This window comes from Prevotella sp. LMAG:51 (assembly GCF_008680225.1).
Taxonomy (GTDB): domain Bacteria; phylum Bacteroidota; class Bacteroidia; order Bacteroidales; family Bacteroidaceae; genus Prevotella; species Prevotella pectinovora.
Window position 1 is genome coordinate 20,671 of record NZ_NALQ01000019.1, and the last position, 26,022, is coordinate 46,692.

The window sequence follows — 26,022 nt, forward strand, 5'->3', positions numbered from 1 at the left end:
CCGATATAAAATGACTCAGACAAAGCATACAGATCCGCTGACCGCAGAACAGGGCGAGGGCATGCAGACCCCTGCCGGACGCACGGGGTTCATTGCCGTTTTCCTGCGCGAGCTGCATATCATATTCACCACGCCGGTGTATCTGATATGCATGTTCCTGCTGCCCATGTTCGTCATGGTGTTCTTCACCACGCTCATGGACCAGGGACAGCCCAACAAGATGCCGGTGGGAATAGTAGACCTCGACAACACCGTCACCACACGCCAGCTCACCCGTAAGCTCGACGCCTTCCAGAACACCGATGTGGTGGCATACTACAACAGTGTGGACGAGGCGCGACTGGCGATGCAGCGCAACGAAATCTACGGATTCATGTATTTCCCCAAGGGAACCACCGACAAGCTGCTCGCCTCACGTCAGCCCAAGATCTCCTTCTATTATTCATACACCTCGCTCACGGCAGGCGCACTGCTCTACAAAGACCTCAAGACCATAGCGACGCTCGGTTCGGCTGGTGTCGGCTCTGCCACGATGCAGGCCAGGGGATACACACAGAAGCAGATAATGGCGTTCTTGCAGCCCATCGTCGTTGACCTACACGCCGTGAAGAACCCGTGGACCAACTATAACTTCTATCTCACCACGATGCTCGTGCCGGGATGCCTCATGCTCTTCATCTTCCTGCTCACGCCTTATTCGCTCGGCACGGAACTGAAGTTCAACCGTGCCCGGAAGCTCCTCCTTGTGGCAGGGGACGACAAATGGACGCTGCTGCTCGGCAAGCTGCTGCCGCAGACGCTGATATTCCTCAGCGTCTTCTATCTCTATTCTCTGTATGTCTACGGCATCCTCGGATTCCCACACAGCGGAGGAACATTCCATATCCTCCTGCTCGGACTCCTCGCCGTCACGGCATCCCAGGGATTCGGGGCATTCATGTTCGGACTCATGCCGTCGCTCAGAATGTCGATGAGCACCTGTTCCTTGTGGGCTGTGCTCAGCTTCTCGCTCGTCGGGACGGCGTTCCCCGTCTTCGCCATGGATCCTGCCATCGAAGGCATAGCACAGATGTTCCCGCTGCGGCATTATTTCCGCATCTATCAGACGAGCGTATTCAATGATTTCCCCCTCTCTTACGCATGGGTCAACCTCGTGGCGATGATTGCCTTCTCGCTGCTGCCGATGCTGGTGGCTGGCAACATACGCAAGGCGATGAGGGAATATAAGTATATGGAATAGTGCGTCCCGGATTCTGTGGATGTATGATTTCCGATAACGCCAAATGAATGACAACAATGAACAAGTTTTTCAACATACTGCGCGACACTTGCTATATCTGCCTGCAGGAACTCAAGAATGTGTTCCGCGACCAGGGCGTGCTCATCTTCCTCGTCGTGGTGCCGCTGGCATATCCGCTCCTGTATTCGTGGATATACAACAATGAAGTGGCGCGCGAGGTGCCCGTGGCGATAGTCGACCTTTCGCATAGCCACACCAGCCGCGAATTCACCCGTATGATAGACGCCTCGCCCGACACCCGCGTGGCTCTGCGATGCAACAGTCTCGACGAGGCGCGCCAGCGCATTGGCCGTGGCGATGCCTACGGAGTGGTATACTTTCCTGAGGATTTCCAGACCAAGCTCAACCGCATGGAGCAGACCCACGTGGGGGTATACTGCGACATGAGCATCATGCTTGCCTACAAGGCGATTTTCCAGACTTGCGTGGCTATTCAAGGCGAACTGAACTCCAGGATTCAGGTGAAGCTCTCGGGCAACTACACCGAGCGCGAGAACGAGATCACCACCCGGCCGCTCGACTTCCAGGAGGTGCCGATATTCAACAACACGGCGGGATATGGCAACTTCATCATCCCCGGAGTGCTCATGCTCATCATCCAGCAGACGCTGCTCCTGGGTGTGGGAATGGCGGCAGGAACGGCGAGGGAGAAGAACAACTACGGATTTCTCGTGCCTATCCACCGTCGCTACCGTGGCGTGATGCGCATCGTGTGGGGCAAGGCGATGGCATACCTGATGATATACGTTGTGATGGCGGCATACCTCTTGTGTGCCGTACCGTATTTCTTCAATTTCATCAGTCTTGTCACGCTGAGCCAGCTGGCTCTCTTCTCCTTGCCATATCTTCTCTCGTGCATATTCTTCAGCATGACGCTCTCGGTAATGATGCGCTATCGTGAGAACGTGATGCTCCTTGTGGTCTTCTCCTCCGTCATGCTCCTTTTCATGTCGGGAGTATCGTGGCCGCAGAGCAACATCCCGGCTTTCTGGCAGGGTGTGTCGTGGCTCTTCCCATCCACCTTCGGCATCCGTGGCTTCGTGAGGATGAATTCCATGGGAGCCACCCTCACCGACGTCTCCACCGAATACCGTGCCCTCTGGATCCAGACAATCGTATATTTCGTCCTTGCCCACGAAGTCTACCGCTTCAATATCGCCAAGGCACGCCATGCCATCCACCACCGCCTCCTCCACCTCCGCTCCAAAACCGTCCCTTCCTCTGAGGATAACCAATCCTGACCTTCAAACCAATCCTGACCTTTAAACCCATCCTGACCTTTAAACCCATCCTGACCTTCCCCAAGTGAAGGAACAGGTTACTCTGGTTAAATGACATCAGCCCCCACCTATCCTCCCCCGTAGGGGAGGGACAGATACCCTTGCAAGTAATATTATCTTCAGTAGTCGTCTGATTATCAGTGGCTTATCAATAGCAATAGTAACTGTCCCTCCCCTACGGGGGAGGCTAGGTGGGGGCTGATATGATTGTTTGAAGAAGTCTGATTATCAGTGGTTTATCAATAGCAATAGTAACTGTCCCTCCCCTACGGGGGAGGCTAGGTGGGGGCTGATATAATTGTCTGAATAAGTCTTTGACAAAACATAGTAACCTTCCCCAAGTGAAGGAACAGGTTACTCTGGTTAAATGACATCAGTCCCCACCTATCCTCCCCCGTAGGGGAGGGACAGATACCCTTGCAAGTAATATTTATCGTCAGTAGTCGTCTTATTATCAGTGGTTTATCAATAACAATAGTAACTGTCCCTCCCCTACGGGGGAGGCTAGGTGGGGGCTGATATGATTGTTTGAAGAAGTCTGATTATCAGTGGTTTATCAATAGCAATAGTAACTGTCCCTCCCCTACGGGGGAGGCTAGGTGGGGGCTGATATAATTGTCTGAAGAAGTCTTTGACAAAACATAGTAACCTTCCCCAAGTGAAGGAACAGGTTAGTCTGGATATTGCCATCAGCCCCCACCTATCCTCCCCCGTAGGGGAGGGACAGATACCCTTGCAAGTAATATTATCGTCAGTAGTCGTCTGATTATCAGTGACTTATCTATAGCAATAGTAACTGTCCCTCCCCTACGGGGGAGGCTAGGTGGGGGCTGATATGATTGTTTGAAGAAGTCTGATTATCAGTGGCTTATCAATAGCAATAGTAACTGTCCCTCCCCTACGGGGGAGGCTAGGTGGGGGCTGATATGATTGTTTGAAGAAGTCTGATTATCAGTGGTTTATCAATAACAATAGTAACTGTCCCTCCCCTACGGGGGAGGCTAGGTGGGGGCTAATGTGATTGTCTGAAGAAGTCTTTGACAAAGTATAGTAACTTGTTCCTTCCCTTTGGGAAGGTCAGGATGGGTTATCCTACGTGGAATGTTAGGATGGGTTCGAGACCGAGGGTGGGGGCTGATGCCATCAGACTTGTTCTCATTTTCTGTCATTATACTTGCGGTTTATCGCTCGATATGTTTGCGAGTTGGTGACGCATCCCCTCCTCTCTACACTGTTTTTTGTCCCGTTTTTGGGCAAGCACGTTGCCCAAGTGGGGCAAGCACGTTACCCAACAAGGGCAAGCACGTTGCCCCACCTGGGCACATTTCCTTCTCCTCTCGTGCCCAATATCCCACTTTTTCATCACACCAATATCTTCCTATTTCTTTCCCTTTCCCCGGCAACGCAATCTCCCCAATCTGCCATCCCTTCCCATTACCTTTCACCCCATCATTCCCCATCCACTTCCGTCCTCGCCGGCAGTCATAAAACTGTATGAAATCCTCCAGACGGCATCTGGACAATTGCCCGACACCTTTCCGTCAAACACTCCCGGTCCTGCCAGTCGGCAGTGTGTGGATAATCCCAAATCGGTCATTAGGGCTTGCTTGTATTTTGGAATTTTAGAAGAGTGGATTTTGTTTGGGGGTTAATGAGTAATAGCGGGCTATTGCGAATTAAAAACAAGCAAAAGACGCCTTATAAAAAACAAAAGACTGCAAGCAGTCATTAAATATTTCTATAAACGTCCTAATGACCGATTGGGGATAATAGTAGTGAATGGGAGAGTGTAGTGTTCTTATTGTTACATCTTGTTAAAGAATCATTCTTTGTCTCTACTTTGTCATTAAAAATCATTATATTTGCATTTAAAGCAATATAGTGACTGTATGGAAGAATTAAATCAATTAAAACTTGTATTGGTAAAGAATAAAAAGACCAATAAATGGCTTGCGGAACAGTTGGGTGTTAATCAAACTACTGTTTCAAAATGGTGTACCAATACGACACAGCCTGATTTGGCAACACTGAAGCGAATTTCAGAGTTGCTGAATGTCAATGTAAGCGAAATAATTAACTTTGACTAAATCTATATTTATGGGAAATTCTAACTTCAATGAGAATACCAGGGTACAAGTGCCTGCAGCTCTCCATCTATGTAAGTTGGGCTATACCTACTTGGACAATATCAATGCATATGATACCAAGACTAATATATTGATAGACGTTTTTCTGAATGCAGTCAAACGTCTGAATCCGTCTTTGTCAAGTCAGGAAGTCTCTTTGTTGTTTTCAAAGACTGTAAACGTCGCAAACAATGATGATTTGGGGCGCGAGTTGTATCAGATGCTTTCTTCCAATAACGGAATAAAACTTATTGACTTTGACAATCCTGACAACAACGATTGGCACGTTACCACGGAGTTTACTTGTGAAAACGAAGATACGGAGGACAATTTCCGTCCTGATATCACCTGTTTCATCAATGGCATGCCACTGGCTTTTATCGAGGTGAAGAAGCCCAATAATCATGAGGGTATTTTGGCGGAGCGTGAACGCATAAACACCCGAATGAGCAAGGCGTGCTTCCGCCGCTTCTTCAACGTTACGCAGTTGATGATATTCTCCAACAATCAGGAGTACGACAATGAGAGCCGTGTGCCTATCCAGGGTGCATTCTATTGCTGCTCTGCTAAGGGAAAGGCTTTCTTCAATGTGTTCCGTGAGGAGAACAAAACGTTTGTTACCAATTATCCCTATCATGAAATAACGGATGAGGACGAATATAAGGTATTGAAGCATCGCAACTGTGTGGTCATAAAGAACCTTAAGGAGTATCAGACCAACAAGGATGTCAATACTCCCACCAACCGTATCATTACTTCAATGCTCAGCAAGGAGCGTTTTCTGTTCCTGCTTCGCTATGGCATAGCCTACGTTGAGCGCAAGGTGGAATTGGAAGACGGCACACAGAGTACCATGCTGCAAAAGCAAATTATGCGCTATCAGCAGATGTTCGCTTCTTATGCCATCCGCCGTACATTGAATAATGGAGTAAAGAGTGGTATCATTTGGCACACACAGGGTAGCGGCAAGACGGCTTTGGCTTATTACAGTGTTCGCAGCCTTACTGACTTCTTTGCTAAGAAGAATATTGTGGCTAAGTTTTATTTCATTGTTGACCGCATCGACCTGATGGAACAGGCTACTGACGAGTTTGCTGCTCGCGGTCTTATCGTGCATAATGCCAAGAGCCGTGAAGAACTGATGAAGGACATTGCAAGCCGGTCTATCACACAGAACAACGAAGGCAAGTTGGAGATCATGGTGGTCAACATCCAGAAGTTTAAGGAGGACAAGGCCAAGGTATTGGTTGACGACAGTTACAGCACCAACCTTCAACGTATATTCTTTATCGACGAGGCGCACCGTGGGTATAATCCCAAGGGCAGCTTCCTTGCCAATTTGCTCGAGGCTGACAAAAACGCTGTGAAGATTGCGCTCACCGGCACGCCGCTTCTAAAGGAGGAGCGCGAGTCGTGGCGCGTCTTCGGCGACTATATCCATACTTATTATTATGACAAGTCAATCGCTGACGGCTATACTTGCAAACTGATGCGCGAGCCTGTCGAGACGATATACAAGGAGAAGATTGAGGACATCCTCGACAAACTGGCGGGAAGTGTGCAGGTTAAGAAGTCTGACATTGACCGCAACAAGATTATCGAGGATGACAGCTATCTCAATGCGTTGCTCGACTATATAATATCCGACTTCCGCCGTTTCCGCAGGGAGCAGAACGACGATTCTGTCGGAGCGATGATTGTCTGCAAGACTAACCCTCAGGCAAGGGAGATGTTCCGCCTGTGGCAGGAGCGGTTCCATAATGCGGAGAATATATGGCACCATAAGGAGGAACAGCTCGGAATGGCAGCTGAACCGATGGTTTTGCCTTCCGGTTACATACCTTTGACGGCTTCGCTTATCCTGCATGACGAGGGTGACAAGATGGAGCGTAAGGAATATATCGAGGGTTTCAAAAAGCTACAGGAGGTAGATGTGCTCATTGTCAACAAGATGCTTCTCACTGGTTTTGACGCTCCGCGTCTGAAGAAGTTGTATCTTGGACGATCTCTCGACGGACATGACCTTTTGCAGGCTTTGACTCGTGTCAACCGCCCTTACCATGATTTCAAATATGGCTATGTGGTTGACTTCGTGAACATCAAGGAGAATTTTGATGCCACTAACGACCGCTACCTGCGTGAACTTAACCGCACTACTGATGACGCTGGTGCCGGACAGAACAATATCGCCAATGACGTGATGGTGACTAAGGAGGAGGTGGAAGCCAAGATTAAGCAGGTAAAAGGTGTGCTATTCAACTTCACTACCGACAATATGGAGGAGTTCCGCAAACAGATTGACGAGATTGACAATAAGGACAGTCTGTATGAGCTGCGCAACACGCTTTCGGAGGCGAAGGCTATTGTCAATCAAGTTCGTTCTTTCGGCGACGAGGAGACGAAAAAGAAACTTGATTCTCTTCCCACAGGCACCATTCCTACGCTTATCACTGAGGTAACACACCGCATTGAGCGCATCAATCTTCTTGAGAATACGGAGCATAAGGCTGACGTGTCGGGCATCATTAACGTTGCGCTTTCTGAGCTGGAATTTGAATTCAAGAAAGGAATGCCTGAGGAAATGCGCATCATCGTCAACGATATCCGTGAACGGTGTGAGCGTGTGCAGGCTGAGTTTGAGGCGAACTTTGACACAAAGGAGGACAAATATGTGATTCTTGCCGACGAGTTTCGCGAGTATTTCCGCAAAAAGGGCTTTGTGCCAAAGGATACGGCTGATGCGAAAGAGAGCATACAATATATGGACGAGGTGATGAAGAAAATAAGGGAAATCAACCGACGCAACCGTATTTTGAAAAGCAAGTACAAGGGCGACGAGCGGTTTGTACGCATACACAAACGCATCGAGGAGCAAAACGAAAAGCGCGAAAAGCCTATCATCTCTAAACAGGAATATGAGATTGCGGAGAACCTTGCCAATATGAAGCAGGACATTGACCGCATGATTTTTCTCGACATCAACAAGCTCGACAATGTGCCGGCTTTCCAGCAGGATGTGCTTGCCATCATTGGCAAGGAACTCCTGAAGATGCACATAAGGGCTGACATCAAAGACCGCAAGTTTATCAATAATCTCATCACAACTGAATATTTACAACAACGCAACTACGCATATTAAATAATGAGCAACATCAATATATCGGAGGCTACTATTGCCCTCATTGATTCTCTGAAGAGCACTACCGGGGCTTTCGGCTTGGCTGGTACGGGCAGTGAATACAAGATTGTAACGGAGATGTTCCTTTACAAGTTTTTCAACGACAAGTTCGGCTATGAGGCCAAACGCGACGAGGTGTATGGCGAGCGGTTGAGAAACGCTGAAAAATGGGATGCCGAGTATGACTCTTTCACAGAGGATGAGGTGGAGGACTTGTTCAGTTATCTGCCGCACTCGGTGCCACGCATGAAACCTGAGCATACGCTTTCGCATCTTTACAACTCTGCCACTAAGGGCGACTTCTCTACGCTGCTCGACGCTACGCTCGTTGACATCGCCTCCCTCAATGCCGACACTTTCTCTGTATCTACTTCGGGCAAGAGTAAGGTGAACATTTTCTTTCCGCTTACCACTTATGTTACTGACACGCAGAAGCGTGACGAGTTTGCCAAGGCGCTGATGCGTAATGTGGCTTCGTTCAACTTTGAGGATGTGTTTGATGAGAAATACGATTTTTTCTCTCATATCTTCGAATATCTTCTGAAGGGCTTTAACAATGCCGGTGGTGGCAAGTATGCAGAATATTACACGCCTCGTGCCATTGCGCAGGTGATGGCTCGGCTGCTGGTTGGCGATAATGCTGATCTTCGTGGCATCACTTGCTATGACCCGTCGGCTGGTACTGGTACGCTGCTCATGGCGCTCGCCCATCAGATTGGTGAGGACAGATGCTCCATCTATTCGCAGGATATTTCGGAGAAGTCGTCGGAGATGCTTCGTCTTAATCTTATTCTCAACAATTTTGCGGCTTCGCTGCCTAACGTGGTGCAGGGAAACACGCTCACTGAGCCTTCGCACAAGGAGAGCAACGGGGTGCTGAAGAAGTTTGACTTCATCGTCAGCAACCCTCCGTTCAAGCTCGATTTCCCTGAATACCGTGACACGCTTGCTGCTGATACCATCCGCTTTTGGGCTGGCGTTCCTAACGCTGTGAAAAAGGTTGATCCCAACAAGCCGAAGATGGCTATATACACTTGCTTCATCCAACATCTGCTTAACTCGCTGAAACCTACGGGTAAGGGTGCCATTGTCATTCCTACTGGATTTATCACTTCCAAGAGTGGTGTGGAGAAGCGTATTTTGCAGCGCATTGTGGACGAGAAATGGGTGTATGGCTGCGTTTCCATGCCGTCAAACGTGTTTGCAACTACAGGTACCAATGTCTCCGTGCTGTTCTTTGACAAATCGGCAAAGAGCGAGAAGGTGATTCTTATTGACGCAAGCAAGCTGGGTGAGGAATACAAGGAGGGTAACAACCAGAAGCGAAGACTCCGCGATTTTGAGATTGACAAGATCGTGAACACATTCCAGAACAAGGAGGCTGTTGATGACTTCTCGGTTGCTGTTACATACGATGAAATCAAAGAGAAAGGATATAGCCTGTCTGCCGGACAGTATTTCGACATCAAGATTGACTATGTGGACATCACCGAGGAGGAGTTCAACAAGCGCATGGACGAATACAAGACAACGCTGAAAGCACAGTTTGAGGAGAGTCACCGCCTCGAAGAAGAGATTCTGAAGCAGTTGGATAGTATCAACTTTAATGAAAACGTAGGGAAGGAACACGACGATGAGTAACGAGATCCAATATCTTCTGTATAGCATGCCGGATGCTGACGGCAAGGTGCAAGTGGTTATCAAGGGCGAGACGCTTTGGTGTACCCAAAAGGCTATGGCACAACTCTTTGGTGTTGGTGTTCCTGCCATAAGCAAGCATCTGAAGAATATCTTTGAAGAGGGGGAACTTGTAGCGGATTCAGTTATTTCCAAAATGGAAACAACTGCCGCTGACGGCAAAAACTACACCACGACATATTATTCCTTGGATGCAATTATCGCCGTAGGCTATCGCGTGTCTTCTCTGAAAGCCACACGTTTCCGCCAATGGGCTACGAAGATTCTCAATGAGTATATAAAGAAGGGCTTCGCTATGGACGATGAGCGGTTGAAACAAGGAACGGCGGTGTTTGGCAAAGACTACTTCCGTGAATTGCTTGAACGAGTGCGTTCTATCCGTGCAAGCGAGCGTCGCATTTGGCAACAGATTACGGACATCTATGCAGAGTGTAGCACCGACTATGACAAGAACTCTCCGACAACAAAAGATTTCTATGCGATGATACAAAACCGCTTCCACTTTGCCATCACAGGGCAGACCGCAGCGGAGATTATCTATTCAAAGGCAGACCATACGAAAGACCACATGGGATTGACTACATGGAAGAACGCTCCAGACGGGCGTGTCTTAAAGTCGGACGTATCTATCGCCAAGAACTACTTGCAAGAGAAGGAAATCCGACAGCTTGAGCGTGCCGTAACTGGCTTCTTCGACTATATTGAAGACCTCATTGAGCGTGAAAACACGTTCAACATGGCGCAGTTCTCTGCAAGCGTCAATGAATTCTTGACATTCAGACGTTATCAGATATTGCCCGATAAAGGCAAAATATCGGCAGCGCAAGCCAAGAAGAAAGCGGAAGAAGAATATGACATATTCAATAAGACGCAACGCATTGACTCTGACTTCGATAAGGAGATAAGAGGATTGCTGGGTAAGGAATGATACAATTCTGCAAGTACACTTGCCAAATTGATTTTAACAATAGTGCAAGTCTGACTTGCACTATTTCAAATTTATGACTGGCTATGGAATTTAAAAAATACAAGTTGGGAGATTGCTTCCGTATGGCAGAAAATGGTCTTGTTATAAAACAGACAAAAGCAGCTAAAGGAATGCCAATAACACGTATAGAAACACTATCTAATGATTGTTTTAATCGGGATAGATTGGGGTATGGGGATATTTTTGACGAGGAGAAATATTCTCATTACATTTTAGATGATAAGGATTTGCTTATGTCGCATATTAATAGTCGTACATTCCTGGGGAGAACTGTTCTATATCGTAAAAGAAATGGTGAAAAGATTATTCATGGAATGAATGTACTAAGGATTAAAACTAATCAGGACATTCTAGATCCAATATTTGCTTCCTATTTATTTAGAACTAGCCTTTTCAAAAGGCATATAGACAATATTCGTAAGGATGCCATTAACCAATCAAGTTTCGCTCTATCTGACTTAAAGAATATAGAACTATACATACCAACAGTAAAAGAGCAAAATAAAATTGCTTATACTCTTCAACTGTTAGACTCAAAAATAGCCCTCAATCGTCAGATAAATGATAATTTAGAGGCGATGGCAAAGCAACTCTATGACTACTGGTTTGTGCAGTTTGACTTCCCGAATGAGGAGGGAAAACCGTATAAATCGAGTGGCGGAGCTATGGTTTGGAATGAGAAGTTGAAACGAGAGATACCGCAGGGGTGGAGCAATGGCGTATTATCTGATGTTGCCAACATCACGATGGGGCAATCACCTGACGGCTCTTCTTACAATGAAGATGGTGAAGGCATTATTTTCTATCAAGGTAGTACAGATTTTGGACTTCGTTTTCCAGACATTCGACAATACACAACTTCGCCAAGCCGATACGCAAACAAAGGCAGTATTCTTATGAGTGTAAGAGCACCTGTTGGAGCATTGAACATTGCAAATAATGATTGCTGTATTGGCCGTGGCCTTTCTGCCTTATCGTCAAAAATAGGTTCTATGACCCATTTATACTATTTGATGAATGACTTTAGATTAAAGTTTGAAGGAATGAACTCTGCAGGTACGACATTTGGGTCTATAACAAAGGATGAACTATTCTCTCTTCCTGTTATCATTCCTACAAAGTCTGTTATTTCGGAGTTTGAGCAAGTTTGTGAGCCGATATTCGACAAACAAATGATAATTGGTGAAGAAATCAACGCTTTAACTAAGCAGCGTGACGAGTTATTACCTCTCTTAATGAACGGTCAAGCCACGGTAAATTATCATTTATCTGACGATTGACTTTTATTTTTTCGTCAATAGCGACCAAAGAGGCTACTATTTGATTTTGATTTTCGAGGGGGAGATATTCAATCTCTATGGCAGACAACGCATTATCAAGCTGAAGGTTTTTGATGCCAGAAGTCTTCCCCTCGAAATTGAAAAACGCTCCATGATTGTACACGTTCTGCCAATAATAGTAAACGTATAGAGGATTCCATCCTGTCTTCACACGAAAAGCAGTACAAAAGTTAGAACAGACAATATTACCTTTGGCTTTTATCAAATCTTCAGACACATATACAATGCGTCCTGTGGATTGTGTAGGGCTACCGCCCGATTTCTCTATTATCAAATCGCCAGCCTTCAACGTTTTATTTTCTATTGTCTTGTCACAAACGAAGCGCTGTGGTATTCCATTAAAGCAATGGTTAGTTATAGGCACTATGTCTGCGCCCCTAATACAAAACACGGAATTAGGGGTGTCTTCAGCAACCGTTTCTTCACCCCAGTCGCCTGATATAAAAGTTTCTATAATATCTGCTAACTTCATAAGTATTTCTTCTTGAATTTATCTCGCAAAGGTACTCATAAACAAGCAGAATAATGCATTTCTAAACCTTAATTAAGGTATTTGCGGTGTGCAATCTTGACATTTGCCTGATTTACCATAGCATAATGCAGCGTAGTGTCAATTTTCACGTGTCCCAACATCTTTTGCACTTGCTCTATCGGCATACCTTTGTCAATAGCCATTGTGGCCAAAGTCCTACGGAACTTATGAGGATGCACCTTGTTGAGATTTACTTTCTTGCCTAGTTGGCGCAAACGAACTTCTACGCCACTGATGGTTAGTCGGGTATTTGGCGCGTGGAGGCTAACGAACAAAGCAGGATTGGCATCTGTGCGTTGCTCCAAATACCTTTTGAGGTGGATTTTAGTACGTGCGTTGAAATACACCTCACGCTCTTTGTTGCCTTTGCCAAATACTACACACTGGCGTTCTTGGAAGTCTATGTCCTCACGGTTTATCTTCACCAATTCGCCAACACGCATACCTGTACTAAGCAACAAATCAATCATAGCAATGTCACGCAATTCTTGGCAACTGTCACGTAGCACTTCGATATTTTCATCTGTCAGCACCTCTTTCACCAAAGCATCTGTGCGTACCTTGTGTATTCGGCGCACAGGGCTTTTGGTGATATAGTCCTCGTCTTCCAACCAAGAGAAGAAGCTTGAATAGATACGACGTAAGTTGTCAATCGTAACCTTGCTAAGTCCTCGTTGTTCCTGTTGTTCAGCGAGATAGCAACGAATGTCATTGGTTGCAACTTCACATACGTTTTTCTTAACTGCAGCAATTAGCTTCTCAATGGAAGACTTATAATAGTGGATTGTCTTGTCAGAACAGCCCTCCACTTTCTTTGAGGATATAAAAGCGCCGAGAAGTTCAGCGTTTTCCTTATTGCGTTGTTCTTCCTCTGTTGCCTTTGGCGTAATCTCACACTCTGACAGTGCCTTTCGGGTCACATCATTCAGCAATTCCAACTGATTTTCAGTCAAAAACGCTCGCATACCGTCCAAAACGGCTTGTAAAATTGTTTCTTTCATGTCATAAAACTTGTATTGGTCTCTATATAATATAATGGAAGAAAGAAACGATGCTGATAAATGATAATTTACTAATGCTTGACCGTTCATCAAAAGGGGCAGAAGCTCGTCTCGTTGCTTAGTCAACTCTGCAATTTCTTTATTGTTTTTATGTATTTGCCTATATAAAGGTGAAACTTTAGCTGCAAACAACTTCATCATATAGCTTGGTATCTTAATATATTGCAACGAACATAAAGAATTCATTACTAAGCATCTTAAAGTGCTACCCATAGCCGCCTTGTCTGCTTTTATTTGAATTTCGTTTGAGCGCAACATTCCATAAAAGAAATCATTGGGAACATTTTCTTTTGCTCTAAGAGTAAATGATGTTTCACTTATGTTCCAATTTGTCGGTTCTTCGAGAATATAATATGTGCGCCCAATGGTTCCAATAGCACTGAATATAATATCACCAATTTGTAACTGTGAACGTGAGTTGATTTTAGATAAGGCTTCATCATCACATCTTTCACAGTTGTTCCAATCTATTGTTGTACCGACCAAACTTCTAATTGTCACATAATAATTATTTCCGCTACCTAAGACAAAGTTCTTTCGTGGATTTAAGCCGTTTGTAATGCGTCCGATATAATCACCAAGAACACAATCGCTCCACCCCTGTGGTATCTCACGCTTCAGCTTCTCATTCCACACCATAGCTCCGCCACTCGATTTATACGGCTTTCCATCCTCATTCGGGAAGTCAAACTGCACAAACCAATAGTCGTAGAGCTGCTTTGCCATCGCCTCTAAATTATCATTTATCTGATTCTTTTACGAATTATTTCTTGGTATTTTACCCCTAAACTGAACTTTCTTTCAACTATAACTTTAATCAACCAACGCTAACACGCCATAACCGTAAAACTCGCCTGGGGGATGTTGTAACTTTGCAAATGTAAAACGGAACTACCCGTTGAACAAGTAACAATTATCATTAACCCTTAAAAATTTATTATCATGTCAAAAGTACAGAATGGCAAGCTTTATTATCAGTTGTTCCAGAACAACGTTGCAGACTCTAAATTCTACCAGATGTGGTATGCGAAGGCGAAACACATCGACACTGTGACCTTCGACGAGCTCATCACCCACATGGCAAACCACAACGTGGGATTCCCAAGAGGTGTAGTGTCGGGAGTGATGATGTCGTTCGTGGACTGTCTGCTCGAACTCGTGGCACAGAGCAAGAAGGTGCAGCTCGGCGACCTCGGCACTTTCTATCTCAATCTCACCTCGAAGCCTGCAGCAAAGTATGAGGAGTTCAACGCCGCAGAGAATATCATGGACTGCGGACTGCGTTTCATCTCATCACAGACCGAAAACAAGGACAACCTCACCCGTTCGGCCTTCACCAAGGCGATGTCGTTCAAGAACTTCAATACTCTCATGCGTGAAAGTGACAAGATGCTCGTAGACACTGCGAACAAGGAGAAGAACAAGACTGTCTGATTCTGACTCCATTTTCCCTCTTGCCCTCATGATAGGGTGGGAGGGATTTTAGTACAACCCATCCTAACCTTCCCCAAGGGAAGGAACAGGTTACTCTGGTTAAATGACATCAGCCCCCACCTAACCTCCCCCCGTAGGGGAGGGACAGATACCCTTGCAAGTAATATTATCGTCAGTAGTCGTTTGATTATCAGTGACTTATCAATAGCAATAGTAACTGTCCCTCCCCTACGGGGGAGGCTAGGTGGGGGCTGATATGATTGTCTGAAGAAGTCTTTGACAAAGCATAGTAACTTGTTCCTTCCCTTGGGGAATGTCAGGATGGGTTATCCTGCGGGGAAGGTTAGGATGGGTTCGAGACCGAGAGGGGGCTGATGCCATCAGGCTTGTTTCCATTTTCTGCCATTATACTTGCGGTTTATCATGGTTTTTGTATAAAAAACCATCAACCGAATCATTTGCTAAGTGAAAGGGAGAGCCCCGCACTTTCAAATCTAAGAAACACCCAAAGAGGAATCATTGATAATTTCCCTTCGCGCGCATATATAAATATAATGTGAACCCTACACCTTTCCCTTTAATTCTGTCAAATAAAATGAAAACCGTCACTTTTTTCTCATTTTCTTTTGAAAACATTTGGATGGTATGAGAAAAACCCATACCTTTGCATCCGCTTTTGAGAACGAACGCTGTTACGAAACAGTTATTAAGTCAGAAAGGGCAGACAAAAGAAAGAGTTCTTTGAAAAGATTACAATAAACAGAGAAGTAGTAGTACAAGAAGCAGGCTTCTTTTCCACCTTATATTATATAGGGGTCATGGAGAAAGAAGTTCTGGGTAGAACGAAACCTATCAATTTCTGAAGGTGATACCGAATGATTTTCGGAGGCATTCTGAACAGAGACAAAACGAACTTTCCTTCGGGAAAGGTCATTATAAAGATATTATACAATGGAGAGTTTGATCCTGGCTCAGGATGAACGCTAGCTACAGGCTTAACACATGCAAGTCGCGGGGTAACATCTGGTAGAGCTTGCTCTTCCAGGATGACGACCGGCGCACGGGTGAGTAACGCGTATCCAACCTGGCCCATACCACGGGATAGCCCGTCGAAAGGCGGATTAATACCGTATGCTGTCATTAAGAGGCATTTTTTGATGACGAAAGGACTGGCGGTATGGGATGGGGATGCGTCTGATTAGCTTGTTGGCGGGGTAACGGCCCACCAAGGCGACGATCAGTAGGGGTTCTGAGAGGAAGGTCCCCCACATTGGAACTGAGACACGGTCCAAACTCCTACGGGAGGCAGCAGTGAGGAATATTGGTCAATGGGCGCAAGCCTGAACCAGCCAAGTAGCGTGAGGGAAGACTGCCCTACGGGTTGTAAACCTCTTTTGTTTGGGAATAAAGTGCGGGACGCGTCCCGCATTGCATGTACCATTTGAATAAGGACCGGCTAATTCCGTGCCAGCAGCCGCGGTAATACGGAAGGTCCGGGCGTTATCCGGATTTATTGGGTTTAAAGGGAGCGCAGGCCGTGGGTTAAGCGTGTCGTGAAATTCCGTCGCTCAACGGCGGACGTGCGGCGCGAACTGGTCCACTTGAGTACGCGGGACGTTGGCGGAATTCGTGGTGTAGCGGTGAAATGCTTAGATATCACGAAGAACTCCGATTGCGAAGGCAGCTGACGGTAGCGCAACTGACGCTGAGGCTCGAAAGTGCGGGTATCGAACAGGATTAGATACCCTGGTAGTCCGCACGGTAAACGATGGATGCCCGCTATTCGCCCACCTGGGCGAGTGGCCAAGCGAAAGCGTTAAGCATCCCACCTGGGGAGTACGCCGGCAACGGTGAAACTCAAAGGAATTGACGGGGGCCCGCACAAGCGGAGGAACATGTGGTTTAATTCGATGATACGCGAGGAACCTTACCCGGGCTTGAATTGCAGAGGAAGGATTTAGAGATAATGACGCCCTTCGGGGTCCTCTGTGAAGGTGCTGCATGGTTGTCGTCAGCTCGTGCCGTGAGGTGTCGGCTTAAGTGCCATAACGAGCGCAACCCCTCTCCGTAGTTGCCATCGGGTGATGCCGGGCACTCTGCGGACACTGCCACCGTAAGGTGTGAGGAAGGTGGGGATGACGTCAAATCAGCACGGCCCTTACGTCCGGGGCTACACACGTGTTACAATGGGGCATACAGAGCGCCGGCGGCCGGCAACGTCCGTCCAATCGCGAAAGTGTCCCCCAGTTCGGACTGGGGTCTGCAACCCGACCCCACGAAGCTGGATTCGCTAGTAATCGCGCATCAGCCATGGCGCGGTGAATACGTTCCCGGGCCTTGTACACACCGCCCGTCAAGCCATGAAAGCCGGGGGCGCCTGAAGTCCGTGACCGCAAGGGTCGGCCTAGGGCGAAACCGGTGATTGGGGCTAAGTCGTAACAAGGTAGCCGTACCGGAAGGTGCGGCTGGAACACCTCCTTTCTGGAGATGCCTTCTGAAAAGGTGCACCTGTGATTAGAGGATACGGAAGTAAGTCTTTCCAAAAATCTTCTTGTACTCACGAACTCCTGTTTTTCAAGAATAAAGAGAGACAAAGGAAACTGGGCGGAGAAGTCCATACACCTGACCAACCTGACAGTCCTATAGCTCAGTTGGTTAGAGCGCCACACTGATAATGTGGAGGTCGGCAGTTCAAGTCTGCCTGGGACTACGTAAGAGGCGAAACGAAATGAGCCTCACTCTCCTATATTGTTCTTCAATGTAATTTGGGGGATTAGCTCAGCTGGCTAGAGCACCTGCTTTGCAAGCAGGGGGTCAACGGTTCGAATCCGTTATTCTCCACGCAGTCGACAGAATTCTGAATGATTCTCAACGAAAACGATCTTTGACATGTTGTTACAGACAAAACTGTAGAAAAGAAAATTTCAATACAGCTGAAAGTATGGGCTAGGTCCCTTGTGATATTATATTCACATTGGGACACAGGCGAAAGTAAGAAAGGGCGTATGGCGGATGCCTAGGCTCACGGAGGCGATGAAGGACGTGATAAGCTGCGACAAGCCCTGGGGAGGTGCAAATGACCTTTGATCCAGGGATTTCCGAATGGGACAACCCGGCAGTCTGAAGGACTGTCATCCGGACAAATAGTCCGGAGGCGAACGGAGGGAACTGAAACATCTTAGTACCTCCAGGAAGAGAAAATAAACAATGATTCCCCCAGTAGTGGCGAGCGACCGGGGAAGAGCCCAAACCGGTGTTGTCAAGGCAACGCCGGGGTTGTAGGACCGCGCTGTGGTACTTTTATCGTGAACAGAAGGGACTGGAAAGTCCGCCGTAGAGGGTGAAAGCCCCGTACGTGAAGCGAGCGAAGGCCTAGCGGTATCCTGAGTAAGGCGGGACACGAGGAATCCTGCCCGAATCCGCCGGGACCATCCGGCAAGGCTAAATACTCCCGTGAGACCGATAGTGAACCAGTACCGTGAGGGAAAGGTGAAAAGCACTTCGACGAGAAGAGTGAAAGAGATCCTGAAACCATGCGCCTACAAGCGGTCGGAGCATCCATGTGATGTGACGGCGTGCCTTTTGCATAATGAACCTACGAGTTGCCGTCGCCAGCGAGGTTAAGTCCCATGAGGGACGAAGCCGTAGTGGAAGCGAGCCTGAACAGGGCGTCAAGTTGGCGGAGGCAGACGCGAAACCAAGTGATCTACACTTGTCCAGGTTGAAGTCCCGGTAACACGGGATGGAGGACCGCACCAATAAGCGTTGAAAAGCTTCTGGATGAGGTGAGTGTAGGAGTGAAAGGCCAATCAAACTTGGAGATAGCTCGTACTCCCCGAAAGGCATTTAGGTGCCGCGTGGGAAGGTCAGCGTGAGAGGTAGAGCGACCGATAGGTCAAGAGGGCTTCACCGCCTATCGAGACCTGACGAACTCCGAATGCTCACGCTTAGTATTCCTGCAGTAAGGGGGCGGGTGCTAAGGTCCGTCCCCGAGAGGAGAAGAATCCGGACCGCCGTCTAAGGTCCCGAAGTTCTGTCTGAGTTAGTCTAACGAAGTGTGGTCCCTGAGACAGCCAGGATGTTGGCTTGGAAGCAGCCATTCATTCAAAGAGTGCGTAACAGCTCACTGGTCGAGGGTCCGTGCATGGATAATAATCGGGTATAAGACAGGCACCGAAGGCGCGGGATAGCAAATAATAAAAGTATCGGTAGGGGAGCATTCCATCGGCGTAGAATGCAGTAGGTGACTACTGCTGGAGCCTATGGAAAAGCAAATGTAGGTATAAGTAACGATTAGGAGGGCGAGAACCCCTCCCGCCGAACGACTAAGGTTTCCCAGGCAATGCCATTCATCCTGGGGTCAGTCGGGTCCTAAGGCTAAGCCGAGCGGCGAGGCCGATGGCAGACACGGTCAACATTCCGTGACTACCGCCATCAGTGATGTCCAGACGGAGCAGTGACACCTCCGCGCCCTGACGGAATAGGGCGTTGAAGGGCGTAGGCTATGAGAATGCCAGGCAAATCCGGCGTTTGAGCTGAAACCTGAAAGTACGGGGTCCCCTTCGGGGGAACCTGAGAGCGAGGGTAATCATACTCCCGAGAAAATGGGCTAAACTCATGTTGGCGGTACCCGTACCGGCAAACCGACACAGGTAGTTGGGTAGAACATACTAAGGCGTTGAGAGATTCATGGCTAAGGAACTAGGCAAACTGACCCCGTAACTTCGGGATAAGGGGTCCTCACCTCCGGGTGAGGCGCAGAGAATAGGTCCAGGCAACTGTTTAACAAAAACACAGGGCTGTGCGAACTCGAAAGATGAAGTATACAGCCTGACACCTGCCCGGTGCCGGAAGGTTAAGAGGAGATGTCACCGCAAGGGAAGCATTGAATTGAAGCCCCGGTAAACGGCGGCCGTAACTATAACGGTCCTAAGGTAGCGAAATTCCTTGTCGGGTAAGTTCCGACCTGCACGAATGGTGTAATGATCCGGACGCTGTCTCGGCCATGAGCTCAGTGAAATTGTAGTATCGGTGAAGATGCCGATTACCCGCGATGGGACGAAAAGACCCCGTGAACCTTTACTACAGCTTAGCATTGACCTTGGTCATCCGATGTGTAGGATAGGCCGGAGGCTTCGAAGCGGCGTCGCCAGGCGTTGTGGAGCCATCCTTGAAATACGGCCCTTTGGCTGTCTGAGGTCTAACGCGGAGAGTCGCGGACACTGCTTGGTGGGTAGTTTGACTGGGGTGGTCGCCTCCAAAAGCGTAACGGAGGCTTCCAAAGGTGCCCTCGGGCCGTTTGGTAAGCGGCCTTCAAGAGTGCAATGGCAAAAGGGCGCTTGACTGGGAGGGAGACATCCCGAGCAGGCAGGAAACTGGGGCATAGTGATCCGGCGGATGTGTATGGAAACTCCGTCGCTCAAAGGATAAAAGGTACTCCGGGGATAACAGGCTGATCCCCCCCAAGAGCTCATATCGACGGGGTGGTTTGGCACCTCGATGTCGGCTCGTCACATCCTGGGGCTGGAGAAGGTCCCAAGGGTTGGGCTGTTCGCCCATTAAAGTGGCACGCGAGCTGGGTTCAGAACGTCGTGAGACAGTTCGGTCTCTATCTATCGTGGGCGTGGGAGTTTTGAGTGGTGCCGTCACTAGTACGAGAGGACCGTGAGGACAGACCTCCGGTTTACCAGTTGTGCCGCCAGGCGCACCGCGGGTATCGTCTGGATTGGATAAGCGCTGAAAGCATCTAAGTGCGAAGCTTCCACGATATGAACTCCATTGAGGGTCGTCGCAGACGACGACGTTGATAGGCGCAGGTGTAAAGACGGCGACGTCAAAGCCGAGCGCTACTAATTGCCCGAGAGCTTTCGCTTTCCGGCACACACTTTCAGTTGTATTGCAACTGTCAATTCTACAGGACAAGAAGTCTGTAACATTACGCATGTCCCCCATATCAGGTGGCGACAGCGGCGGGGTTCCACCTCTTCCCATTCCGAACAGAGAAGTTAAGCCCGCTTGCGCCGATGGTACTGCAATGCAATGTGGGAGAGTAGGTAACCGCCTTTTTTCACTTTAAGAATTGAATCCTCCGGAAGAGCAATCCTCCGGAGGATTTTTTTGCGTGTCTGTACGCATCAGAGGCTTCCTTGGTCCTCATGCAGCGTCATGTATGTTTTCATCAGGCGATAATTGAATTGTCCAGACAATTACCAGATGGTTTTTGCATGCAGAAACAGACGGAAGTGACTGAATTATAGACACTTCCGAATATGGGACCAGATGGTTGACGGTTTTATTGAATTTTGATTACAAGCTGATGTGTTTTTCGTATATTTAGTATGCAGCCTTCAGTTTTAAAATTATTTGTAATAATTCAACCGTATTTTTTGTTTTTCTGATATGCTTTATCAGGCTTTATTAATTATTTGTACTAATAATAATCCCCTATAGCAATATACTATAGGGGATAAGAAGTTATATTGTTTTTTATACTTTATACCAAATATTGATCACTGATACTTTCGTTGTTGATAACTCTAGTGATTGTTTCAGCAAACATGTCAGCAACTGAGAGCTGCTTTACTTTAGCACAACGCTGTGAGTATGGTATTGAGTCGGTGAATACAATTTCCTCAAGTGCAGAATCCTGAAACGCGCTCACTTGCAGGTCCACTCATTACACAGTGTGATGCACAAGCTCTGACGCTCTTGGCACCTGCTTGCTTCATGATATCTGCAGCTTTTGTAATAAGTTCCTGCTGTGTCCACCATGTCGTCGATTATAATTACGTTCTTGTCTTTAACTTCACCGATAATCTGCATGCCTTTCTACAACGTTTGCTCTTGCACGTGTCTTGTTGCACAGAACCAGAGGACAGCCGAGATATTTAGCATAAGTGTTAGCTCTTTTACTTCCACCTACATCAGGAGAGGCAATTACCATATCCTTAAGGTGTAGGCTCTGGAGATATGGGAGAATTACACCTGAAGCATAGAGGTGGTCTACTGGTACATCAAAGAATCCCTGAATCTGGTCAGCATGGAGATCCATTGTTATCAGTCTGTCAATTCCTGCAACGCTGAGCAAGTCTGCAACAAGTTTGGCACCGATGCTTACACGTGGCTTGTCTTTTCTGTCTTGTCTTGCCCATCCGAAATAAGGAATTACAGCATTGATGGTCTTTGCTGAAGCACGCTTGGCAGCATCAATCATCAATAACAGCTCCATCAAGTTGTCAGAGTTTGGGAAAGTGCTTTGAACGAGAAATACGTCGCGACCGCGGATTGACTCCTCATATGACACTGCAAATTCTCCGTCAGAGAATTTCGTGATGAGAAGATTTCCAAGTGGACATTTTAAGCTTTGGCAGATTTTCTCTGCCAGGTACCTTGAATTTGTACCTGAGAACACCATGAAAGAGTTTTTATCACTCATTTTATTATTTATTTTGTTAGTTATGTTATTTTTCTTTTTTTAGATTTATGATTAAGATGTGGCTTTATGCAATTTTTCGAAATGCGCCATAAGCCTTTTATAGTCGATTTCTTTGTGGATGTCGAAACGGTTCCACAAATCATTGCAAATAACTTACGCCTCCGAATCCTAATTCTTTTTGCAATCTTAATATTATCTAAGTTCGTTTCACCGTAGGCATATATCCTTTTGTCTATGAATCCATTGCTTTGATGCTTGATTCTAGTTCTTTCAGCGACCAATCCATCGCAGGTTCTGATGTCTGGATTGTCTTGGAAGTTGCATTTCAGAAACAGATATTTCTGATTTTTTCTTGAAAATCCTTTATTTGTGACAATTCCGTACATGTCCTGCTATATTTTACCTTTATAGTCGTAGGGCAATTGCTCCGAAGGGGAATCAATATGTATCTTGCCAAGGCCGTACTCATTCTTAAGGTAGTAATGGTCATGAACGGTTTATCTTACGGTAATAATTTTCAGGCAAGAGTGACAGCAAGCGCTCCGAGTACATAGGGGTGGATTGTGGCTTGTATAAATGTAAGTCGTCCATCCCCTCCTCAAAGAGAGTGGTCAATATCTTGTCCTCTTCCACAAAAAAAGTGGGCTTTGTCATTATAACAAGCTTCATTGCGTTTTTACTTTAGTGTTGCAAAAGTATGAATTTTATCCTAATAATACAATTTTGCAACTATAAAACTTTATCTTTGCACTATATTTTTGATTTTTAATTGATGAGTAAGATAAAATGGATAAGAAAATCGACGTTTTAGAAGATTTGAACAAACCGATGTTTGTTGTTGAGGAAAGACTTTTGCGCAGGAATCTGTCTTTGATAAAGTCTGTTGCTGACAGGGCTGGAGTAGAGATCATTTTGGCTTTCAAAGCATTCGCACTTTGGAAAACATTCCCGATTTTCAGGGAATACATTAATTCTACGACTGCCAGTTCTTATGCCGAGGCGAGGTTGGCTTATGAGGAGTTTGGCGCTCCTGCCCACACTTATTCTCCTGCTTATACAGATTATGAAATTGAAGATATTGCCAGAATGTCAAGTCATCTTACTTTCAACAGCTTGTCGCAATTTGGGCGCTTTGCAAAACTTGCAAAGGATACTAATCCAGGGCTGAGCATTGGATTGAGGGTTAATCCGGAATATTCGGAAATAGAAACGGAGCTTTATAATCCTTGTGCCAAAGGTTCCAGATTTGGTGTGCTGGCTTCTGATCTTCCAGATGTACTTCCTGAATTTATCGAGGGCTTCCACTGTCATTGTCATTGTGAGAGTGGCGCTGATGTGTTTGTACGCACATTGGAGCATATTGAGGGGAAATTCTCAAAATGGTTCGGCCAGATCAAATGGATAAATTTTGGTGGAGGTCATTTGATGACGAGAAAAGGTTATGACGTAGAATTGTTGATTGATACATTGAAAAGTTTCAGAAAGCGTTATCCGCATCTGAAAGTTGTGATGGAACCTGGTAGTGCTTTTGCGTGGCAGACCGGACCGTTGGTTGCCCAAATTGTGGATGTCGTGGAGAATTTTGGCATAAAGACGGCAATTCTTAATGTTAGTTTTACTTGCCATATGCCAGATTGCTTGGAGATGCCATACATGCCGGTAGTACGAGGTGCTGAAATCTTGGATGAACAGGCAGCTTCAGAAAATGAGAAAATCACTTCACCTTATATATATAGGCTCGGAGGCAACAGTTGTCTTTCAGGGGATTTCATGGGAAAATGGTTGTTTGACCATGAATTGAAAGTAGGAGAGAGTCTGATTTTTGAAGATATGATACATTATACTACCGTTAAAACAAACATGTTTAATGGTGTTTCTCATCCTTCGATCGCAATTCTGAAAGAAAATGGTGAATTTCAAATTTTGCGCGAATTTGGCTATGAAGACTATAAAAATAGGATGAATTAGCCCAAATATGTAAAAATATCAGCAAAAATCCACTTTTTTTAGAAAAAAACATGGAAATATTTGGAGGTTATTTAAAAACCCCTTACCTTTGCAACCGCATTTAGAGAAATGCACATTACAACAATAAAGTAATGGAAAAAGCGGAAATAGCTCAGTTGGTAGAGCACAACCTTGCCAAGGTTGGGGTCGCGGGTCCGAGTCCCGTTTTCCGCTCAACATTTTGAATAGCGCATTTTAAAGCCCAGGTGGCGGAATTGGTAGACGCGCACGTTTCAGGTGCGTGTGTTTCACAACGTGCAGGTTCGAGTCCTGTTCTGGGCACTGTTATTTGAAATGGTTAAATGTTGGAGAGGTGGCGAATTGGTAGACGCGCTACTTTGAGGGGGTAGTGTCAATTGTGACGTGGGAGTTCGAGTCTCCTCCTCTTCACATTTATTATTATATTTTTATTGCGGAAATAGCTCAGTTGGTAGAGCACAACCTTGCCAAGGTTGGGGTCGCGGGTCCGAGTCCCGTTTTCCGCTCTTTTTTTTCTCTTTTGAAAAATACAGAAAGCACATGAATTTATATTTACGATACTTTGATAGAGAAACATTAGTTCATAATGTTGATGATGCGATAGACTTTTTGGCATCTATTCAGGAAATTGGTATGAATGCGGATTTGGAAGCTGACATTAGGGACTATGTTGAAAGTGATGTATTTTATCCTAAACGTTACAAGATTCGTCCAAGGGTTTATTTCATTATTATAAAAACTGAAGCTGCAACGATGCTTGACTTCAAACAGAAGAAGGCTCTGCGTTCAAATGCTGGTGCCGCGACGAGTGGTGACCAGAGGGAATTTGTTCCTACTGCTGCAACCCGCCTTTCTGAACAGAAGCAGGGGTGGTATCAGGGAACTCTTGATTTCAAGCGTGTCGTAATGATACCTGGAACGGGAAAACATGAATATCGTGATACTCATTTTGTGGCAGCTTGTAAGGCTAATTCCGGTTTGGATTGTTACAATCGTATTGTTGAGTATCTGAGAGGCCGAGTTGATAGCAGGAGCCAGTTCCCGTCTTCTAAAGGAAAGAACTTCAAGTTTACATTCCTTGGACTTTGGAAATGATCGGGTCTTTGTGTTTTGATTTATTTTATTGAATAAGTTTTAAATTTCTGTCTATGAATAAAGTGATGTTGATTGGTAATGTGGGCAAGGAACCTGATGTCAGGTATTATGACCGTGATCAGGCTGTGGCAACATTGTCTCTTGCTACTACAGAGCGTGGTTACACGTTGCAGAATGGAACTCAGGTTCCAGATAGAACTGAGTGGCATAATCTCGTCTTTTATCGGAATTTGGCAAAGGTTGTTGAAAAATATGTCCACAAGGGTGACAAGCTTTTTGTAGAAGGAAAAATACGAACTCGTTCGTATGCAGGGCAAAAGGGAGAAAAAAAATATGTGACGGAAATCTATGTTGACAATATGGAAATGTTGACGGCAAAGTCTTCTGTCCGTCCTTTGGAGGATGCAGGTGGCGCCAAAACGTCAACTGAAGATGCTGTGAAGGATGATAATGCTGAAACAGACGCGCCATTCTGATGTGCTGGCGTTGGTTGATAGAGCGTTGTTCCTTTGGGCTTTATGAAACTGATTAAATTTTAGTAAAATTGGATATATCATTTTTACAGCAGG

The 26,022-nt window shown here is 46.3% G+C and carries 14 protein-coding genes, 6 tRNA genes, 3 rRNA genes and 3 pseudogenes; 20 read left to right on the forward strand and 6 right to left on the reverse strand.

What is annotated here, in order from left to right; genetic code table 11:
* The first annotated feature begins 61 nt into the window (after positions 1-61).
* Both CCC32_RS06875 and CCC32_RS06880 read left to right on the forward strand, forming a co-directional pair.
* Entirely contained in the window at positions 62-1,240 is a 1,179-nt protein-coding gene (locus tag CCC32_RS06875) for an ABC transporter permease (RefSeq protein WP_287073284.1), read from the forward strand.
* Between the two features lie 56 nt (positions 1,241-1,296).
* A complete protein-coding gene (locus CCC32_RS06880) occupies positions 1,297-2,541 on the forward strand; it encodes an ABC transporter permease (RefSeq protein ID WP_287073263.1) in 1,245 nt (414 codons plus the stop codon).
* Between the two features lie 1,480 nt (positions 2,542-4,021).
* Here CCC32_RS06880 and CCC32_RS06885 read toward each other — a convergent pair.
* On the reverse strand, positions 4,022-4,177 hold the full coding sequence (locus CCC32_RS06885; RefSeq protein ID WP_287073265.1) for a hypothetical protein: 156 nt from the start codon (positions 4,175-4,177) through the stop codon (positions 4,022-4,024).
* Positions 4,178-4,469: 292 nt separating this feature from the next.
* Between CCC32_RS06885 and CCC32_RS06890 the strand changes: the two genes are divergently transcribed.
* The 5 genes from CCC32_RS06890 (at position 4,470) to CCC32_RS06910 (ending at position 11,850) form a co-directional block, all read left to right on the forward strand.
* Complete coding sequence (locus tag CCC32_RS06890) at positions 4,470-4,667, forward strand: helix-turn-helix transcriptional regulator (protein ID WP_042520009.1); 198 nt, start codon at positions 4,470-4,472, stop codon at positions 4,665-4,667.
* A 10-nt stretch (positions 4,668-4,677) separates the two neighbouring features.
* On the forward strand, positions 4,678-7,845 hold the full coding sequence (locus CCC32_RS06895) for a type I restriction endonuclease (protein WP_287073268.1): 3,168 nt from the start codon (positions 4,678-4,680) through the stop codon (positions 7,843-7,845).
* A gap of 3 nt (positions 7,846-7,848) precedes the next feature.
* Positions 7,849-9,525, forward strand: a complete 1,677-nt coding sequence (locus CCC32_RS06900; protein WP_287073269.1) for an HsdM family class I SAM-dependent methyltransferase — start codon at positions 7,849-7,851, stop codon at positions 9,523-9,525.
* Positions 9,518-10,510, forward strand: coding sequence for a virulence RhuM family protein (locus CCC32_RS06905; RefSeq protein ID WP_287073271.1), 993 nt, complete (start codon positions 9,518-9,520; stop codon positions 10,508-10,510). Before CCC32_RS06900 ends, CCC32_RS06905 begins: the two co-directional genes overlap by 8 nt.
* Positions 10,511-10,593: 83 nt before the next feature.
* A complete protein-coding gene (locus tag CCC32_RS06910) occupies positions 10,594-11,850 on the forward strand; it encodes a restriction endonuclease subunit S (protein WP_287073274.1) in 1,257 nt (418 codons plus the stop codon).
* On the opposite strand, the gene CCC32_RS06915 is transcribed toward CCC32_RS06910, so the two are convergent.
* The 3 genes and pseudogenes from CCC32_RS06915 to CCC32_RS12795 all read right to left on the reverse strand — a co-directional run.
* Positions 11,774-12,382 carry a restriction endonuclease subunit S gene (locus CCC32_RS06915; RefSeq protein ID WP_287073276.1) on the reverse strand — a complete coding sequence of 203 codons (609 nt, stop codon included), beginning with the start codon at positions 12,380-12,382 and terminating at the stop codon, positions 11,774-11,776. The genes CCC32_RS06910 and CCC32_RS06915 overlap by 77 nt on opposite strands.
* A gap of 68 nt (positions 12,383-12,450) precedes the next feature.
* Positions 12,451-13,443, reverse strand: a complete 993-nt coding sequence (gene xerA / locus CCC32_RS12790) for a site-specific tyrosine recombinase/integron integrase (protein WP_502705607.1) — start codon at positions 13,441-13,443, stop codon at positions 12,451-12,453.
* Positions 13,444-14,096: 653 nt separating this feature from the next.
* Positions 14,097-14,250 (reverse strand): annotated as a pseudogene (locus CCC32_RS12795) (restriction endonuclease subunit S); the annotation flags it as partial.
* A 195-nt stretch (positions 14,251-14,445) separates the two neighbouring features.
* Between CCC32_RS12795 and CCC32_RS06925 the strand changes: the two are divergent.
* The 6 genes from CCC32_RS06925 to rrf all read left to right on the forward strand — a co-directional run bounded on the left by CCC32_RS06925 (position 14,446) and on the right by rrf (position 21,003).
* A complete protein-coding gene (locus CCC32_RS06925; RefSeq protein ID WP_022315554.1) occupies positions 14,446-14,937 on the forward strand; it encodes an HU family DNA-binding protein in 492 nt (163 codons plus the stop codon).
* A gap of 948 nt (positions 14,938-15,885) precedes the next feature.
* Positions 15,886-17,418: ribosomal RNA gene (locus tag CCC32_RS06930) — 16S ribosomal RNA — on the forward strand.
* A gap of 155 nt (positions 17,419-17,573) precedes the next feature.
* Positions 17,574-17,647 (forward strand) — tRNA-Ile (locus CCC32_RS06935).
* A 57-nt stretch (positions 17,648-17,704) separates the two neighbouring features.
* Positions 17,705-17,778: transfer RNA gene (locus CCC32_RS06940), tRNA-Ala, on the forward strand.
* Positions 17,779-17,922: 144 nt separating this feature from the next.
* A 23S ribosomal RNA gene (locus CCC32_RS06945) occupies positions 17,923-20,810 on the forward strand.
* An 80-nt stretch (positions 20,811-20,890) separates the two neighbouring features.
* Positions 20,891-21,003 (forward strand): 5S ribosomal RNA (gene rrf, locus CCC32_RS06950).
* The 16S, 23S and 5S rRNA genes sit together here with 2 tRNA genes alongside, the layout of an rRNA operon.
* Positions 21,004-21,430: 427 nt before the next feature.
* On the opposite strand, the pseudogene CCC32_RS06955 reads toward rrf, so the two are convergent.
* Positions 21,431-22,372: pseudogene (locus tag CCC32_RS06955) on the reverse strand (ribose-phosphate pyrophosphokinase).
* Positions 22,373-22,423: 51 nt separating this feature from the next.
* Positions 22,424-23,041: pseudogene (locus CCC32_RS12800) on the reverse strand (thiamine phosphate synthase).
* A gap of 117 nt (positions 23,042-23,158) precedes the next feature.
* On the opposite strand from CCC32_RS12800, the gene nspC reads away from it, so the two are divergent.
* From nspC to CCC32_RS06990, 7 genes are all read left to right on the forward strand, one after another.
* Positions 23,159-24,340, forward strand: coding sequence for a carboxynorspermidine decarboxylase (nspC, locus tag CCC32_RS06960; protein ID WP_287073279.1), 1,182 nt, complete (start codon positions 23,159-23,161; stop codon positions 24,338-24,340).
* A gap of 140 nt (positions 24,341-24,480) precedes the next feature.
* Positions 24,481-24,553, forward strand: a tRNA-Gly gene (locus tag CCC32_RS06965).
* Between the two features lie 26 nt (positions 24,554-24,579).
* A tRNA-Leu gene (locus CCC32_RS06970) sits at positions 24,580-24,661 on the forward strand.
* Between the two features lie 25 nt (positions 24,662-24,686).
* Positions 24,687-24,769: transfer RNA gene (locus CCC32_RS06975), tRNA-Leu, on the forward strand.
* A 22-nt stretch (positions 24,770-24,791) separates the two neighbouring features.
* Positions 24,792-24,864: transfer RNA gene (locus CCC32_RS06980), tRNA-Gly, on the forward strand.
* 34 nt (positions 24,865-24,898) lie between these two features.
* Positions 24,899-25,453, forward strand: a complete 555-nt coding sequence (locus tag CCC32_RS06985) for a hypothetical protein (RefSeq protein ID WP_044064652.1) — start codon at positions 24,899-24,901, stop codon at positions 25,451-25,453.
* A gap of 53 nt (positions 25,454-25,506) precedes the next feature.
* The gene (locus CCC32_RS06990; protein WP_042519904.1) at positions 25,507-25,929 is read left to right on the forward strand and encodes a single-stranded DNA-binding protein; all 423 of its coding nucleotides are present in this window, start codon (positions 25,507-25,509) and stop codon (positions 25,927-25,929) included.
* Positions 25,930-26,022: the final 93 nt, after the last annotated feature.

Bases quoted from the DNA above. Each gene is read 5' to 3' on its own strand.
- CCC32_RS06915 (WP_287073276.1), bottom strand. From the start codon at position 12,382: ATGAAGTTAGCAGATATTATAGAAACTTTTATATCAGGCGACTGGGGT.
- CCC32_RS06875 (WP_287073284.1), top strand. From the start codon at position 62: ATGCAGACCCCTGCCGGACGCACGGGGTTCATTGCCGTTTTCCTGCGC.
- CCC32_RS06900 (WP_287073269.1), top strand. From the start codon at position 7,849: ATGAGCAACATCAATATATCGGAGGCTACTATTGCCCTCATTGATTCT.
- xerA (WP_502705607.1), bottom strand. From the start codon at position 13,443: ATGAAAGAAACAATTTTACAAGCCGTTTTGGACGGTATGCGAGCGTTT.
- CCC32_RS06885 (WP_287073265.1), bottom strand. From the start codon at position 4,177: ATGACCGATTTGGGATTATCCACACACTGCCGACTGGCAGGACCGGGA.
- CCC32_RS06925 (WP_022315554.1), top strand. From the start codon at position 14,446: ATGTCAAAAGTACAGAATGGCAAGCTTTATTATCAGTTGTTCCAGAAC.
- nspC (WP_287073279.1), top strand. From the start codon at position 23,159: ATGGATAAGAAAATCGACGTTTTAGAAGATTTGAACAAACCGATGTTT.
- CCC32_RS06895 (WP_287073268.1), top strand. From the start codon at position 4,678: ATGGGAAATTCTAACTTCAATGAGAATACCAGGGTACAAGTGCCTGCA.
- CCC32_RS06890 (WP_042520009.1), top strand. From the start codon at position 4,470: ATGGAAGAATTAAATCAATTAAAACTTGTATTGGTAAAGAATAAAAAG.
- CCC32_RS06910 (WP_287073274.1), top strand. From the start codon at position 10,594: ATGGAATTTAAAAAATACAAGTTGGGAGATTGCTTCCGTATGGCAGAA.
- CCC32_RS06985 (WP_044064652.1), top strand. From the start codon at position 24,899: ATGAATTTATATTTACGATACTTTGATAGAGAAACATTAGTTCATAAT.
- CCC32_RS06905 (WP_287073271.1), top strand. From the start codon at position 9,518: ATGAGTAACGAGATCCAATATCTTCTGTATAGCATGCCGGATGCTGAC.
- CCC32_RS06880 (WP_287073263.1), top strand. From the start codon at position 1,297: ATGAACAAGTTTTTCAACATACTGCGCGACACTTGCTATATCTGCCTG.
- CCC32_RS06990 (WP_042519904.1), top strand. From the start codon at position 25,507: ATGAATAAAGTGATGTTGATTGGTAATGTGGGCAAGGAACCTGATGTC.